Source organism: Mesorhizobium sp. M7D.F.Ca.US.005.01.1.1, assembly GCF_003952545.1.
Taxonomy (GTDB): domain Bacteria; phylum Pseudomonadota; class Alphaproteobacteria; order Rhizobiales; family Rhizobiaceae; genus Mesorhizobium; species Mesorhizobium loti.
Window position 1 is genome coordinate 572263 of the sequence record NZ_CP034453.1, and the last position, 14893, is coordinate 587155.

9 protein-coding genes are annotated in these 14893 nt (G+C 64.0%); 5 read left to right on the forward strand and 4 right to left on the reverse strand.

The features are described from left to right. Positions 1-80 precede the first annotated feature (80 nt). Positions 81-1805, forward strand: a complete 1725-nt coding sequence (locus tag EJ076_RS02615) for a heparinase II/III family protein (RefSeq protein ID WP_109664328.1) — start codon at positions 81-83, stop codon at positions 1803-1805. Positions 1806-1994: 189 nt separating this feature from the next. Next, positions 1995-3611 (forward strand): bifunctional phosphoribosylaminoimidazolecarboxamide formyltransferase/IMP cyclohydrolase, encoded by a 1617-nt coding sequence (purH, locus tag EJ076_RS02620; RefSeq protein ID WP_109664319.1) that lies wholly within the window; start codon positions 1995-1997, stop codon positions 3609-3611. Positions 3612-3745: 134 nt separating this feature from the next. Here purH and EJ076_RS02625 read toward each other — a convergent pair whose 3' ends face one another. Further along, complete coding sequence (locus EJ076_RS02625) at positions 3746-5122, reverse strand: MFS transporter (RefSeq protein ID WP_109664316.1); 1377 nt, start codon at positions 5120-5122, stop codon at positions 3746-3748. Between the two features lie 134 nt (positions 5123-5256). Then, positions 5257-10071, reverse strand: coding sequence for an NAD-glutamate dehydrogenase (locus tag EJ076_RS02630; protein ID WP_126066808.1), 4815 nt, complete (start codon positions 10069-10071; stop codon positions 5257-5259). 135 nt (positions 10072-10206) lie between these two features. Here EJ076_RS02630 and EJ076_RS02635 point away from each other — a divergent pair, with 135 nt between their 5' ends. After that, entirely contained in the window at positions 10207-10770 is a 564-nt protein-coding gene (locus EJ076_RS02635) for a peroxidase-related enzyme (RefSeq protein ID WP_126066809.1), read from the forward strand. 136 nt (positions 10771-10906) lie between these two features. Continuing rightward, positions 10907-11233: a hypothetical protein gene (locus tag EJ076_RS02640; RefSeq protein ID WP_126066810.1), complete on the forward strand. Its 327-nt coding sequence runs from the start codon at positions 10907-10909 to the stop codon at positions 11231-11233. Between the two features lie 9 nt (positions 11234-11242). Here the strand turns inward: EJ076_RS02640 and EJ076_RS02645 are convergent, their stop codons facing one another. Next, on the reverse strand, positions 11243-11857 hold the full coding sequence (locus EJ076_RS02645; protein ID WP_126066811.1) for a LysE family translocator: 615 nt from the start codon (positions 11855-11857) through the stop codon (positions 11243-11245). Between the two features lie 395 nt (positions 11858-12252). Between EJ076_RS02645 and EJ076_RS02650 the strand changes: the two genes are divergently transcribed. After that, positions 12253-12879, forward strand: coding sequence for a DUF1062 domain-containing protein (locus tag EJ076_RS02650; protein ID WP_126066812.1), 627 nt, complete (start codon positions 12253-12255; stop codon positions 12877-12879). A 61-nt stretch (positions 12880-12940) separates the two neighbouring features. Here the strand turns inward: EJ076_RS02650 and typA are convergent, their stop codons facing one another. After that, positions 12941-14770 (reverse strand): translational GTPase TypA, encoded by a 1830-nt coding sequence (gene typA / locus EJ076_RS02655; protein WP_109664297.1) that lies wholly within the window; start codon positions 14768-14770, stop codon positions 12941-12943. Positions 14771-14893: the final 123 nt, after the last annotated feature.

The following is a 14893-nucleotide window of genomic DNA, read 5'->3' on the forward strand; positions in this document are numbered from 1 at the left end:
CCGTCCATGGAATTCGCCTTCGCACGAGTCGTGCAATCATGTAAACTCGGCGCCGGGGTAGTGGACGATCAGGAGGGGTTTTGGCACTTGCTGCCAGCAGCACGACGCGTCTGTGGACGCTTGTCGCGAAGGAGTTCTGGCGCAAAACGCGCCGGCGCCTGCGTGCCGGGCCGGTCTATCGCTGGCGCTATTCCGGCCGCACGCCGGAACGTGTGCTGATCGCACCGCCGGACCTGCGCCTCGCCGACCCGCAGATCGCGCTCGAGATCTACTACGGCCGCTATCCCCTGTCGGGGCATCTGGTCGAGACCGGCGGCAAGTCGCCGTTCCAGATCAACGTGCCCAATCACGGCTGGCAGAAGACGCTGCACGGCTTTCGCTGGCTACGCCATATGCGCGCCGCCGGCACCGAGCTTGCCGCCGCCAATGCCCGCGCCCTGGTCTCCGACTGGATCGCCATGCATGGCAGCCATATTTCCGGCGTCGCCTGGGAGCCCGGCACCACGGCCAAGCGCATCATCGCCTGGCTGCAGCACTCCTCCGTCGTGCTACAGGGCGCCGAGTTCCCCTTCTACCGCGCCTTCCTGAAGTCGGTTGCCGTTCAGATCCGCTACCTCCGGTCGATGGCGCGTGAAATGCCCGACGGCAAGGACAAGCTGCGTGCCCGCATCGCGCTTGCCTTTGCCGCTCTGTCCCTGCCGGCGCCGGCATCGGCGCTGCGCGGCGCAACCCGCAACCTGGCCGAGGAACTCGACCGCCAGATCCTCGCCGACGGCGGGCACATTTCGCGCAATCCGATGGTCGTCCTGGAAATCCTCGCCGACCTTCTGCCGCTGCGCCAGACCTATGCCAACCAGGCGGAAACGCCGCCGCAGGCGCTGATCGGCGCCATCGACCGCATGCTGCCGGCGCTGCGCTTCTTCCGCCATCAGGACGGCAGCCTCGCCCGATTCAACGGCATGGGCGCCACCATCCACGACCGCATCGCCACCATCCTGCGCCATGACGATACCGCCGGCGCGCCCCTGCTGCATGCGCCGCATTCCGGCTATGAGCGCCTGTCGATGGGCGGCACCACCGTCATTGCCGATACCGGCCTGCCGCCGCCGGTCGACGTGTCCAACGCAGCACACGCCAGCTGCCTCGCCTTCGAACTGTCGTCCGGCCGACAGCACTACATCGTCAATGCCGGCATCGACACCTATGGCGCGGCTGAATTCCGACCGCTGGCGCGCGCCACCGCGGCGCACTCGACCGCCACCATCAACGACACCTCGTCGGCACGCTTCAGCCATTCGCTGCGCGTCAACGACCTGCTCGGTTCGCCGCTGATCGGCGGCCCGCAGCATGTGCAGTGCAAGCGCACCGACCAGAAGGGCGTTCAGGGGTTCATCGCCCGCCATGACGGCTATGTCCCGCGCTTCGGCTTCCTGCATGAGCGCGAGCTGAAACTGTCGTCGAACGGCAATGTGCTGGCCGGCAGGGACCGTTTCCAGCGGCCCGGCAATGCGGCGATCCGCAACAACGGCCGCGACTTCGTCACCATCCGTTTCCACGTCCACCCCGACATCAACCTTTTACAGGACGAGCATGATCGCCTGGTGCTGGCCGCCGATCAGGCCGACACCTGGGTGTTCACAGCAGCCGAAGTGGTGCCGGAGGTCGAGGAATCGATTTATTTCGCCGGCCTTGGCGGCCCGCGCCGCAGCCGCCAGATCGTGCTTGCCTTCAAGGCCTCGGAAGTCGCCGAAGTCCACTGGCAGCTGACGCGCACCAGCATCGCCGGTTACCCGGAAAACAACTGAGCTTACCTGACCGCCGGTTTGATTTCCGGGCGGCATGTGCTACGGGCGCGGGCATCCACCACACCAGAGCGGAATGCGTTCAAGTCGAAACGCGAATTCCTCTCCGGCTTTTTGTTTTGTCGCATGATGTTTATCCGAAAAGTCCGCAACTTTTCGGCATCATGCTTAGCCGTGAAAGGCCGCCAGCCCATGGCCGTCGCCGCCAAGAACATTCCCGCACCTGATCTCGTCCCCGTGCGTCGCGCCCTGCTGTCCGTCTTCGACAAGACCGGCCTCATTGATTTCGCCAAAGCGCTGGCAGCAGCCGGTGTCGAGCTGGTCTCGACCGGCGGCACGGCAAAGGCGATCACCGAGGCGGGCCTGGCGGTGCGCGATGTCTCCGAGCTCACCGGTTTCCCCGAGATCATGGATGGTCGCGTCAAGACCTTGCATCCCAGCGTGCATGGCGCGCTGCTTGGCGTGCGCGACGATCCGGAGCATTCCGCGGCAATGCGCAAATACGGCATCGAGCCGATCGATCTCGTCGTCTCCAATCTCTATCCGTTCGAGGAGGTTCGCCGCTCCGGCGCCGACTACGCATCGATCGTCGAGAACATCGACATTGGCGGGCCAGCGATGATCCGCGCTTCGGCCAAGAACCACGCCTATGTCGCCATCGTCACCGATCCCGGCGACTACGCCTCGGTGCTGAATGCGCTGGCGATGAACATCGGCTCGCTGTCGCTGGATTTCCGCAAGAAGCTGGCGGCCAAGGCCTTTGCCCGCACCGCTACCTATGACGCGGCGATCTCCGGCTGGTTCGCCGAGGCGCTCGAGATCGAACATCCGACATGGCGCGCCTTTGGCGGCAGGCTGGTCGAAGTGATGCGCTACGGCGAGAACCCGCATCAGAGCGCCGGCTTCTACGTCAATGGCGACAAGCGGCCGGGCGTCGCCACGGCGCGCCAGCTGCAGGGCAAGCAGCTGTCCTACAACAACATCAACGACACCGACGCTGCCTTCGAACTGGTCGGTGAATTCGATCCGGCGCGCTCCGCCGCCGTCGCCATCATCAAGCACGCCAACCCTTGCGGCGTTGCTGAAGACACCTCGCTGAAGGCAGCCTACGCCAAGGCGCTCGCCTGCGATCCGGTCTCGGCCTTCGGCGGTATCATCGCTGTGAATCGCGTCCTCGACGCCGAGGCGGCGGAAGAGATCGTCAAGACCTTCACCGAGGTGATCATCGCGCCCGGCGCGACCGACGAGGCAGCGGCAGTCGTCGCGGCAAAGAAGAACCTGCGCCTGCTGGTCACCGGCGGCCTGCCAGATCCGCGCACGCCTGGCACGACGGTCAAATCCGTCGCCGGCGGTCTGCTCGTCCAGGGCCGGGACAATGCCGTGGTCGATGACCTCGAGCTGAAGGTGGTGACGAAGCGCGCGCCAACGCCGGCCGAAATGGCCGACCTGAGATTCGCCTTCCGCATCGCCAAGCACGTCAAGTCCAACGCCATCGTCTACGTTAAGGACGGCGCAACCGTCGGCATCGGCGCCGGCCAGATGAGCAGGGTCGATTCCTCACGCATCGCCGCCCGCAAGGCGCTCGACGCGGCCGAGGCCGCGGGCCTTGCCGAACCGCTGACCAAGGGTTCGGTCGTCGCCTCCGACGCCTTCTTCCCCTTCGCCGACGGGTTGCTGTCGGCGATCGCCGCCGGCGCCACCGCTGTCATCCAGCCCGGCGGTTCGATGAACGACAAGGACGTCATCGCCGCCGCCGACGAGCACGGCATCGCCATGGTGTTTACCGGCGTGAGGCATTTCCGGCATTGAGGCCCCTTACCCTCCTCCCGCGGGGAGGGTCGTTGAACGATTTTTGCGAAGCAAAATTCAAGAGACAGGGTGGGGGCAGCGCCGCCCCCTACCCCGCTCCGCGGATCGACCCTCCCTACAAGGGGGAGGGTAAGCTATTCCGCCGGCCGATCCGCCGGATACGGCGTCTTGATCAGGATCGCCATGCCGACACCGAGAAACAGGATGATCACCGCCATGCCGAGCCGCGTCGAGCCCGTGGCAAAGGAGATCGTTGAAAACAGGAACGGCGCCAGGAAACTGGTTGCCCTGCCGGCCAGCGCATAGATGCCGAAATAGCGGCCGGATTCTGCCGCGGTGACGCTCCGCGCCATATAGGATCGCGACGACGCCTGAACCGGCCCGAAGGCCAGCCCGATCAACAGGCCGTAGAGGATGTATGCCTTCTCGGCCGCCGTGCCGAACAGGCCGCCCGAATCGGCAATGGAAAGCGGCAATGCGCCGAACAGCGTATAGCCGAGCCCGGTCGAGATGATGCCGATGGTCGCGATCGTCAACATTCCCAGCGAGATCAGCACCACCGCCTTGGAGCCTAGGCGGGTATCAAGGTAAGCGGCGATCCAGCAGCCGAAGATGGCTACCACGTTGAGGATGATGCCGAACAAGCCGACCTCGGTGATCGACCAGCCGAACATCGCCGCGGCAAATACGGCGCCTTGCGTAAGCAGCGCGTTGACGCCGTCCTGATAGATCATGCGGGCGACGAGGAAGCGGAAGATACCGCTGCGCTTGCGCACCTCACCCAGTGTTACTTTCAGCTCCGCCAACCCCTCTCGCACCGCCGGGCCGATCGGCAGGCCCTTGAGGGCATCGGGGGTAAAAAAGAACATCGGCAGGATGAACAGGAAATACCAGCCGGCTGACAGCGGCCCGGTGGCCCTGGCGTCCTCGCCGAGCTTCGGGTCGAGCCCGAAGAGCGGGTCGATGCCGATGATCGTCTTGCCGGTTTCGGGGATGCCGGCCATGCATGTAATGACGAAGATCAGCGCAATCATGCCGCCGAGATAGCCGAGACCCCAGGCAACATTGGAAATCCTGCCGATTTCGCTCTTCGGCACCAGGCGCGGCATCATCGAATCGTTGAACACGGTCGAGAATTCCGCCGCGACCGATGCCAGCGAAAACAACGCCACGACCAGAAACAGGTTCGAACCGGGGGTGGCGAACCACAGCAGGCAAAGGCTGGTGATCTTGATGGCGGCAAAGAATGCGATCCACGGCTTGCGCGGCCCGGTCTGATCGGCAATCGAGCCGAGGATCGGCGACAGCACGGCGATGGCCAACCCGGCCGCCGCGATACCATAACCCCAGACGATTTGGCCCGTGACTGGATCGCTTGCCATGCGCGAAACGAAATACGGCCCGAAGATGAAGGTGGTAACGACCGTGAAGAACGGCTGCGCTGCCCAATCGAAGAACATCCATCCCCAGATGCCGCGTCCAGACGCACGCTGCACTGCTACCTCGGTCATATCCCCTCCGATCGCCTTCGTAACGCTGGCGGTTGGCATCATGTCTGCATGTTTTCCCGTGCGCATGCAAACGACCACGGTTGATGCTTCTCACCCAACCGAACGGGCAGAGCCAACCTCGTCAAACGAATCACTCACATCCCCGTCAGATCGCTCATCAGCCCCGATGCGACAGACAGCCGCGACACGGTGATGTCGCCACCCTCGGTCAGCGCCTGCAGCCGCTCGCGGATGCGCGCCACGCGCTCGCCGCCGGCTTCCAGCCAGGCGGCCACCGGATCGGCCGTCTTGGCGTGGCCGGTGAGTGCCGCCACCGCGATGCCACGCCGTGCGGCGCCGATCGTGTCGGTCGCGCGCGAAAGCGCCAGCTGGTCGTAATAATCCGACGGCGTGATCGAGCGTGCCGCGTCCTCGACACGCGGGATGCGGAAGGCATCACTGACCGCGAAGAACGCCTTGGCCGCGGCGACGATGTCGGCGCCGGCGGTGCGCGCCGTCAGCGCGATGTCGGGGATGAGTTCCGCCACCTCGCTCAGCGCCAGCTGTTCGGCCAGCTTTTCCGGCGCGCCGGCCTTGAACAGCCCGTGCCGCTTCTCCTCGATCCGCTCACGCGAGAAGGCCGGCAGCAGCGAAACGAGCCTGGGATCCAGCGCCTTGCGGGCTTCCAGCAGCTCAGTGATGCGCTGGCCAAGGGGTGCCGTGCCGGCATCGTTCTTCAGATACCAGCCGCTGGTCACATAGATCAGCCGGCTGACCATCTGATAGAGATCGAGCTGCACCTGACCGTCGATCTGGTTGTCGAGCGCGTCGATCTCGCGATAGAGCGCTGGCAAGGCAAACCCGTCGCGCACCACCGCGAAGGTACGCACGACGTCGGCGGCGGTGCGCCCCGTGGCTTCCTGCAACCGGTTGACGAAGGATGGGCCGCCGCGATTGACAAGATCGTTGGCGACGACCCGCGTGATGATCTCGCGGCGCAGCCTGTGGCCATGGATCTCGGCGGCGTATTTCTTCGCCATCCGGTCGGGAAAATAGCCCATCAGGTCGCGGTCGAAATGCGCGTCGTCCGGTACGTCGCTGGCGACGATGTCGGAAAACAGCACGATCTTGGCATAGGCGAGCAACACGCCGAGCTCGGCTCTGGTCAGCGGCTCGCCGCGCGCTTCGCGCTCGGCAAGCGCTGCCGGCGACGGCAGCGTCTCGACGGCGCGGTCGAGCAGGCCGCGCGCCTCCAGCGCCGTCATGAAGCGGCTCTGGTGCGCGATGTCGGCGAGGCCGCGCTTGCGGGCGATCGAAAGCGCCAGCGTCTGCTGGTAATTGTTGGACAGAACCAGCGAGCCGACCTCCTCGGTCATCTCGGCCAGCAGCTTGTTGCGTGCCGGGCGCGTCAACGATCCCTTGCGCATGGCGGAGGCCAGCGCGATCTTGATGTTGACCTCGACGTCGGAGCAGTTGACGCCGCCCGAATTGTCGATGGCGTCGGAGTTGCAGCGGCCGCCATTCATGCCGAACTCGATGCGTGCCCGCTGCGTGACGCCGAGATTGGCGCCCTCGCCGATGACCTTGGCGCGCACGTCGAGCGCGGTGATGCGGATGGCATCGTTGGCGCGGTCGCCGACTTCGGCGTTGGTCTCGGTGGATGCCCGCAAATACGTGCCGATACCGCCGAACCAGAGAAGATCGACCGGCGCCTTGAGGATCGCGGTCATGATCTCGACCGGCGTGGCGGTGGTCTTGGCCAAGCCGATCGCCGCCGCAGCTGCCGCCGGCAAGGTGATCGACTTCTGGTTGCGCGAGACGATGATGCCGCCTTCCGACAGTTTCGTCTTGTCATAATCCTGCCAGCTCGAGCGAGGCAGCGCGAACATGCGCTCGCGCTCGGCCATCGACGCCGCCATGTCGGGATCGGGATCGATGAAGATGTCGCGATGGTCGAAGGCGGCGATCAGCCTGGTCTTCGGCGACAAAAGCATGCCGTTGCCGAACACGTCGCCGGACATGTCGCCGACACCGACGACGGTGAAGGACGACGTCTGGATGTCGCGATTGATCTCGCGGAAATGCCGCTTGACCGCTTCCCAGGCGCCCTTGGCGGTGATGCCCATCTTCTTGTGATCGTAACCGGCCGAGCCGCCGCTGGCGAAGGCGTCGTCGAGCCAGAACCCATGCTTCTCGCTGATCGCGTTGGCGGTGTCGGAGAAGGTCGCCGTGCCCTTGTCGGCGGCAACGACGAAATATGGATCGTCCGGGTCGCGGCGCACGACACCGGCCGGCGGGATGACGCCGTCGAGGCCGATATTGTCGGTGATAGACAGCAGGCTGGAGACGAAGTTCTTGTAGGCCGACGTGCCGGCCTCGAAGATCGCATCGCGGGTGCCGCCTGCCGGCAGGCGCTTGGGGAAGAAGCCGCCCTTGGCGCCGACCGGCACGATGACGGCATTCTTGACCTGCTGCGCCTTGACCAGGCCGAGCACCTCGGTGCGGTAGTCCTGGGCGCGGTCCGACCAGCGCAGGCCGCCGCGCGCCACCGGGCCGAAGCGCAGATGCAGGCCTTCGACCTCGGAGCCGTAGACGAAGATCTCCCGCCACGGCCGCGGCGCCGGCAATCCCTCGACCGCGTGCGAATCGAGCTTGATCGCCAGCGACTGGCCTTTCTCTTTCGTATCGGCAACGAAATGATTGGTGCGCAGCGAGGCTTCGATCAGGTTGAGGTAGCGGCGAATGATGGTGTCGTCGTCGATATTCGGCACATCCTCCAGCGCGTCCTTGATCTTGGCCTTGAGGTGTTTTGCCGCCACCACACCTTCGGTCTCGGCTGTCGGGCCAAGCCGGGAGATGAACAGCGCATGCAGGCCGCGCGCGATGTCGGGATAGCGGTTGAGCACGGCGGCGATGAAGTCCTGGCTTTGCGGAATGCCAACCTGCTGCAGATAGCGGCCATAGGCGCGCAGGATGGTGATCTCGCCGGACCACAGCCCGGCGGTCTGGGCAAGGCCGTTATAGCCGTCATTGTCGACGTCGCCGCGCCAGACGGACAGGAATGCGTCCTCGAACAGCGCGCCGCCATCGGCAAGGTCGATCGGCTTGCCGTAGCTGTTTTCCAGCTCCATGTCGTGGATGAAGACCATGCCGGGCTGATCCCTATTGATCATGCCGGACTGGTCGTCGCCGACCGCGAAAGTGCGTTCGCTGATGACGCGGAACCCGATGTTTTCCAGCACCGGCACCCGACGCGACAGCGCCACCGGACTGCCGTGGTGATAGATCTTCAGCGCCGCCTGGTGCGGCTTCTGCTCGGCATGGCGATAATAGTCGATGGCGATCGGATTGCCGGCGCTGATCTTGGCGATGCGCCCGGCATCGGCCAGCGCCACCGCCGCGCTGAACGAATCGCGATAGCTTTCCGGCAGCCGCGCGGCAATGCTCTTCAACGCCTGGTCGGCGCCACTGGCCTCCGCCGCATCGGAAAGGGCGTCCTCCCAGGTGCGTACGATGTCGCGGATCGCCGCCTCGATCGTCGCTTGCTCGACCTTCGGCGTCTTGCCGCCGGAGCGGCCGATGATGAAATGCACGCGCGCCAGCCCACCTTCGGGGAAGGCCGGGTAGTAGGCCGACAGCCGGCCTTGGAATACGGTCTTCAGATAGAAGCCTATCTTCTCGCGCACGACGCTGTCGTAACGGTCGCGCGGCACGAAGACGAGGATCGAGACGAAGCGGTCGAACTGGTCGGCGCGCACCAGCGCCCGCACCCGCGGCCGCTCGACCAGGCCGAGAATGGCGGCGGCATGCTTCCTCAGGATCGGCACCGGCACCTGGAACAATTCGTCGCGCGGATAGCTCTCCAAGACGTTGATCAGCGCCTTGCCGGAGTGATCGTGCCGGTCGAAGCCGGACTTGGCGATGATGGTTTCGGCCTTGGACCTCAGATACGGGATCTTCATCACCGAGCGCGTGTAGGCGGTCGAGGTGAACAGGCCGACCATGCGCAATTCGCCCGCGAGCGCGCCCTTGGCGGTGTAGGTCTTGACGCCGATGTAATCGAGATAGATGCGGCGATGCACGGACGACTTGGCATTGGCCTTGGTGACGATCAACGGCTCCGGCCCATGCAGGAAGGCGCGGATTTCGGGCGTCGTCGTCACCGCTTCGGTGCCGCGCCTCAGCACCAGCACGTCGGGATCGGACAGGATGCCGAGACCGGGCTTGTCGGCGCGCTCCAGCGTGCCGCTTTCCTCGCCGCCGGTGTATTTGAATTCGCGCATGCCGAGGAAGGTGAAATTGTCGTCGCGCAGCCACTCGAGGAAGGCGATCGCCTCGGCAACGCTCTTCTTGTCGAGCGGTACCGCCGAATAGCGGAACTCCGAGATCGCCTGATCGAGGCGGGCCAGCATCGGCTTCCAGTCGTTGACGGCGGCGTGAACCTGGCCGAGCATCTTGCGCAGCCGCTCGGTCAATCCGTTCGCCTGCTCGGCGGTCAGCCGCGGGATGTGGACATGGATGACGCTCAACCGGTCGTGGCTGCCGTCGTCCTTGGCGAAATTGCCGTCGCCGAGGATTTCGTCCACACCGCCTTTGCCGTGGCGCACCACGATGACCGGATGGGTGACCAGGGTCGGTTCGCCTGATGTCTCGGTGATCTCGCCGAGGATGGAATCGAACAGGAACGGCATGTTGTCGTTGACGACCGTGATAATTGTCACCGGGCGGCCGTCTCGCACAACGCCGGAATCGGCATCGACGGCGACGACGCACTCGCCTTTTTTGTGAACGGCAATCGCCTTGCCAGCGAGATCGGCGGCGCGTTCGAGGTCGGCCGCTTCATAGGTGGCGATGTCTTCAGCCGGCGCGCGGGCGAGCAGATAGTCGGCAAGCCTGGCTGGCCTTTCCTCCGCTTTTGTCGCTGCCGTGGCTTTTTTCTTCGGCTTGCTCGCGGATTTCACGCTGGCCATGACGCACTTCCCTCCCGTCAATGCTTTTACGACTATGGTAGCAGATGACCGCTGTTTGGCGACAAAGGTTTGACGGCTTGCAAAGAAATATCGGAATTCGGCGACAAGATGCCGCGCAACGAGGAGAAATGACCCATGACCGGCAAAATCACCGCGCTTGACCTTGGCCAGGCGGAGCTCAGCGAGGCGACAAAAGCCTATTTCGCCAAATGCGAGGAGAAGCTCGGCCTGGTTCCCAACGTGCTGCGCGCCTACGCCTTCGACGACAAGAAGCTGCGTGCCTTCACCGACATGTACAACGATTTGATGCTGGGTGATTCCGGCCTGTCGAAGCTGGAACGCGAGATGATCGCGGTCGCCGTCTCCTCGATCAACCATTGCTATTATTGCCTGACCGCGCATGGCGCGGCGGTGCGTCAGCTGTCCGGCGACCCGGCGCTTAGCGAGATGATGGTGATGAATTTCCGCGCCGCCGATCTTTCGCCGAAGCAGGCGGCGATGCTCGAATTCGCCGCCAAGCTGACGGAAGAACCGGCGAAGATCGTCGAGGCTGACCGGGCGACACTTCGCAAGGCCGGCTTCACCGACCGCGACATTTGGGACATAGCCTCGACCGCGGCCTTCTTCAACATGTCGAACCGGGTGGCCGCGGCGATCGACATGCGGCCGAACGACGAATACCACGCCATGGCGCGGTGAAGTTCGGCGGCTGGGGCCAGGCCGCTGTTATATTAGCAATTTCGCATTCTCGTTGCTTGTTTGCCGGTTTGGTCCGATGATCGGCAGGCGGCGTGACCGCATGCCGGTTCGATGCCGCTCATCAAGGGAGGAGAACATGGCACAGTTTCTCTACGTCTATCACGGCTCGGGCAAGATGCCGACGACCGAGGTGGAACGCAAGGCGATGACGGACGCCTGGACAGGCTGGTTCGCAAAGCTTGGTTCGGCCGTGGTCGACCGCGGCAACCCGGTTGGCCTGTCGAAGAGCGTCTTGCCCGGTGGCAAGATCGAGAACAATGGCGGCAGCAACCCGACCGGCGGCTACTCGATCATCGAGGCCAGGGACATCGACGACGCTGCCAGCAAGGCCAGGGACTGTCCGATCCTGGCGGAGCCGAACTGCAACGTCGAGATCGCGCCGATCATCAATATGATGGGTTGACGCTTCGGCTCAGGACCGCGCCGCGATGGCCGCTGCCGCACCGGCCATCGTCGTGGCGCTAACGCGGTTGGCGATCTTCATGGCGCGCCTGCTCTTCAGGAGCTTGCGCGCCTGTGATGCAGCGAGCACCCAGGCGAGATCGATGGCGACCAGCACCACAGCCATGGTCGCCGTCAGCTCGACCCAGCCGACGATGCTGACCGAAGCGAGGTCGATGATGGTCGGCAGCAGCGCCAGGTAGAACATCATGATCTTGGGGTTGCCGAGTGTCACCGCCATGCCGGCGAAGAACAGCTTTGCCGGAGAATCCTCGCGCGGCATCTCGCCTTCTTTCGCATCGACAGGGGCGGTCCACATCTTCCAGGCGAGGTAGGCGAGGTAGGCAACGCCGACCCATTTCACGATGACGAAAGCGAAATGGAAGGTCTGTGCCACGACGGCCAGCCCGAACACCGCCAGCGACAGCCAGATCCCCTCGCCGATCCACATGGCAAGCAGGAACGGGAATACGTCGCGAAACCCCTTCGAGATGACGCGCGCGACGAGCGCCGCGATCGACGGACCGGGTGAACCGGCGGCAACGAACAAGGCGGCGGCGAAGATGAGGAGCGAGGTGAGGTGCATGGCCGGGGTCTCTGTTGAAAACCTTCGATATCAGACATTAGCGCAAGTGGCTCGGCTGCGGTAGCACCGACAAAAAGGCGCTTGTCGGTCCGGTATCTCGCGGCTAGAAAGGCCGCCGCGAAACAATTTTGAGCTTCACTTTGCCTACGTAGCCACCGGTCTCGTCAACTCCCCCGACACAAGGCATGACACCGCATTCGTGGTGTCTGTTTTCATGTTCATGTGTTCTTCTGGGCGGCGGTTCGAGACCGGTTTGGCACTGCTGAACCGTTGTCGCGCGCTGCCGCCCGTGACATCTGATTTCCGATCATAGCAAGCGACCGCCACGCCGCGCCCGCATGGGCATCTCGACATCGCCGACCTGATGAACTTCCCGACGGGAAGGGCTTATCGGCATGTCTGGACTTCTACGTATCCACTGGGCGATCGTACCCAAAACCCCACCTCGACCGCTCATCAACTGCAATCGCTGCGGCACTGTAAAAGCCTATTGCAGCAGCGGAAAATTCCGCGTCAACGCCAACGGCAAGCGCATCGACGTGTGGCTGATCTATCGCTGCCTCGACTGCGACACTTCCTGGAATCTCGGCATTTTCGAGCGCTGCAACCGCCGCGACATCGACCCGACGCTGCTGCAAGCACTGGAAAGCAACGATCCGGCGCTCGCCCGGCGTTATGCTTTCAACGTCATCGCGCTGCGAAATCAAGTGGGGCGCGTCGAGGAATTCCCCGATGTCGCCGTTCACAAGCGCAGGCTCGGCGACACCAGGGAAACCGCAACTATGTTGGAACTCCAGCTTGGGCTCGAAATGCCGATATCGCTGCGGCTCGACCGGCTGCTCGCCGGCGAACTCGGCATCTCGCGATCACGGCTTCAGGCGCTGGAGGATAAACGATTGCTGATCCTTGGCCGGGACGGGGCGAAGGCCCTGCGCAAGCCGGCCCGCGAGGGCACAACGATCCGCATCGATCTGTCCGGCGAGGCCGATCGGCAGACCATCATCTCGGCTGCCGGTGGATGAACGAAAAGGGGCGGAGCACTGGTTTGCTCCGCCCCTCTCGGTTGTTGGAAAAATGGCGAACTTACGCCGCGCCGACCGCCTTGGCCGACTTCTCGAAGCGCTTGCGCTCGTTGGGGTCGAGATAGAGCTTGCGCAGACGGATTGTCTTCGGCGTCACCTCGACCAGTTCGTCGTCCTGGATCCAGGCCAAGGCCTTCTCCAGCGTCATGCGGATCGGCGGCGTCAGCTTGACCGCCTCGTCCTTGCCGGCGGCGCGGATGTTGGTCAGCTTCTTGCCCTTGAGCACGTTCACTTCGAGATCGTTGTCTCTGGAATGGATGCCGATGATCATGCCCTGATAGACCTTGACGCCGGGATCGATGACCATCGGACCGCGGTCTTCCAGGTTCCACATGGCGTAGGCCACCGCCTCGCCCTGCTCGTTGGAGATCAGCACGCCGTTGGTGCGGCCCGGCAATTCGCCCTTGTAGGGCTCATAGGCATGGAACAGCCGGTTCATCACGGCGGTGCCGCGCGTGTCGGTCAACAGTTCCGACTGGTAGCCGATCAGGCCGCGCGTCGGCGCGTGGAAGACGATGCGCTGGCGGTTGCCGCCGGACGGACGCAGCTCGACCATCTCGGCTTTGCGCTCCGACATCTTCTGCACGACGATGCCGGCATGTTCCTCATCGACGTCGATGACGACTTCCTCGACCGGCTCGAGCAGGTCGCCATTTTCGCCCTTCTGCATGACGACGCGCGGACGCGACACGGCGATTTCAAAGCCTTCGCGGCGCATCGTTTCGATCAGCACGGCCAGCTGCAATTCGCCCCGGCCGGAGACGAAGAACGAATCCTTGTCCGGTGACTCCTCGATCTTCAGCGCGACATTGCCTTCGGCCTCGCGCAGCAGACGGTCGCGGATAACGCGGCTGGTCACCTTGTCGCCTTCGGTGCCGGCCAGCGGCGAATCGTTGACCAGGAACGACATGGTCACGGTCGGCGGATCGATCGGCTGCGCATGCAGCGGCTCGCTCACCGCCGGATCGCAGAACGTGTCGGCGACGGTGCCTTTCGAGAGGCCGGCAATGGCGACGATGTCGCCCGCCTGGGCTTCTTCGATCGGCTGGCGTTCGAGGCCGCGGAAAGCGAGGATCTTGGAAATACGGCCGGTTTCGACCAGCGTGCCGTCATGGTGCAGCACCTTGACCGGCTGGTTGGACTTCAGCGTGCCTGACTCGATGCGGCCGGTGATGATGCGGCCTAGGAACGGGTTGGCTTCCAGGATGGTGCCGATCATGCGGAACGGGCCGGGATGCACGGTCGGCGCCGGCACATGCTTGATGACCAGGTCGAACAGCGGCGCCAGGCCCTGATCCTTGGGGCCTTCCGGATTTTCTGAAACCCAGCCGTCACGGCCTGAACCGTACAGAATCGGGAAGTCGAGCTGCTCGTCGGTGGCGTCGAGCGCCGCAAACAGGTCGAACACTTCGTTGACCACCTCGACATGGCGGGCGTCCGGACGGTCGATCTTGTTGATGACGACGATCGGCTTCAGGCCGACCTTGAGCGCCTTGCCGACGACGAACTTGGTCTGCGGCATCGGCCCTTCGGCGGCGTCGACCAGCACGATGGCCGAATCGACCATCGACAGGATGCGCTCGACCTCGCCCCCGAAATCGGCGTGGCCGGGAGTGTCGACGATATTGATGCGGGTATCCTTCCAGTCGACCGAGGTCGCCTTGGCAAGGATGGTGATGCCGCGTTCCTTTTCGAGGTCGTTGGAATCCATGGCGCGCTCGGCGACGCGCTGATTGTCGCGAAAGGAGCCGGATTGCCGGAGCAATTGGTCGACAAGGGTGGTTTTTCCATGGTCGACGTGCGCGATGATCGCGATATTGCGGATTTTCATGTTCTGGTCTCGGAAGCGTTGCAGGCAGCAGGCCAAAAGGCGCTGCCTCTTTCGGTTGCGCGGCTCATACAGGGTTTTTCGCAGTTGCGAAAGAGGAAGCGCGACACCAAATACTCATCAAAT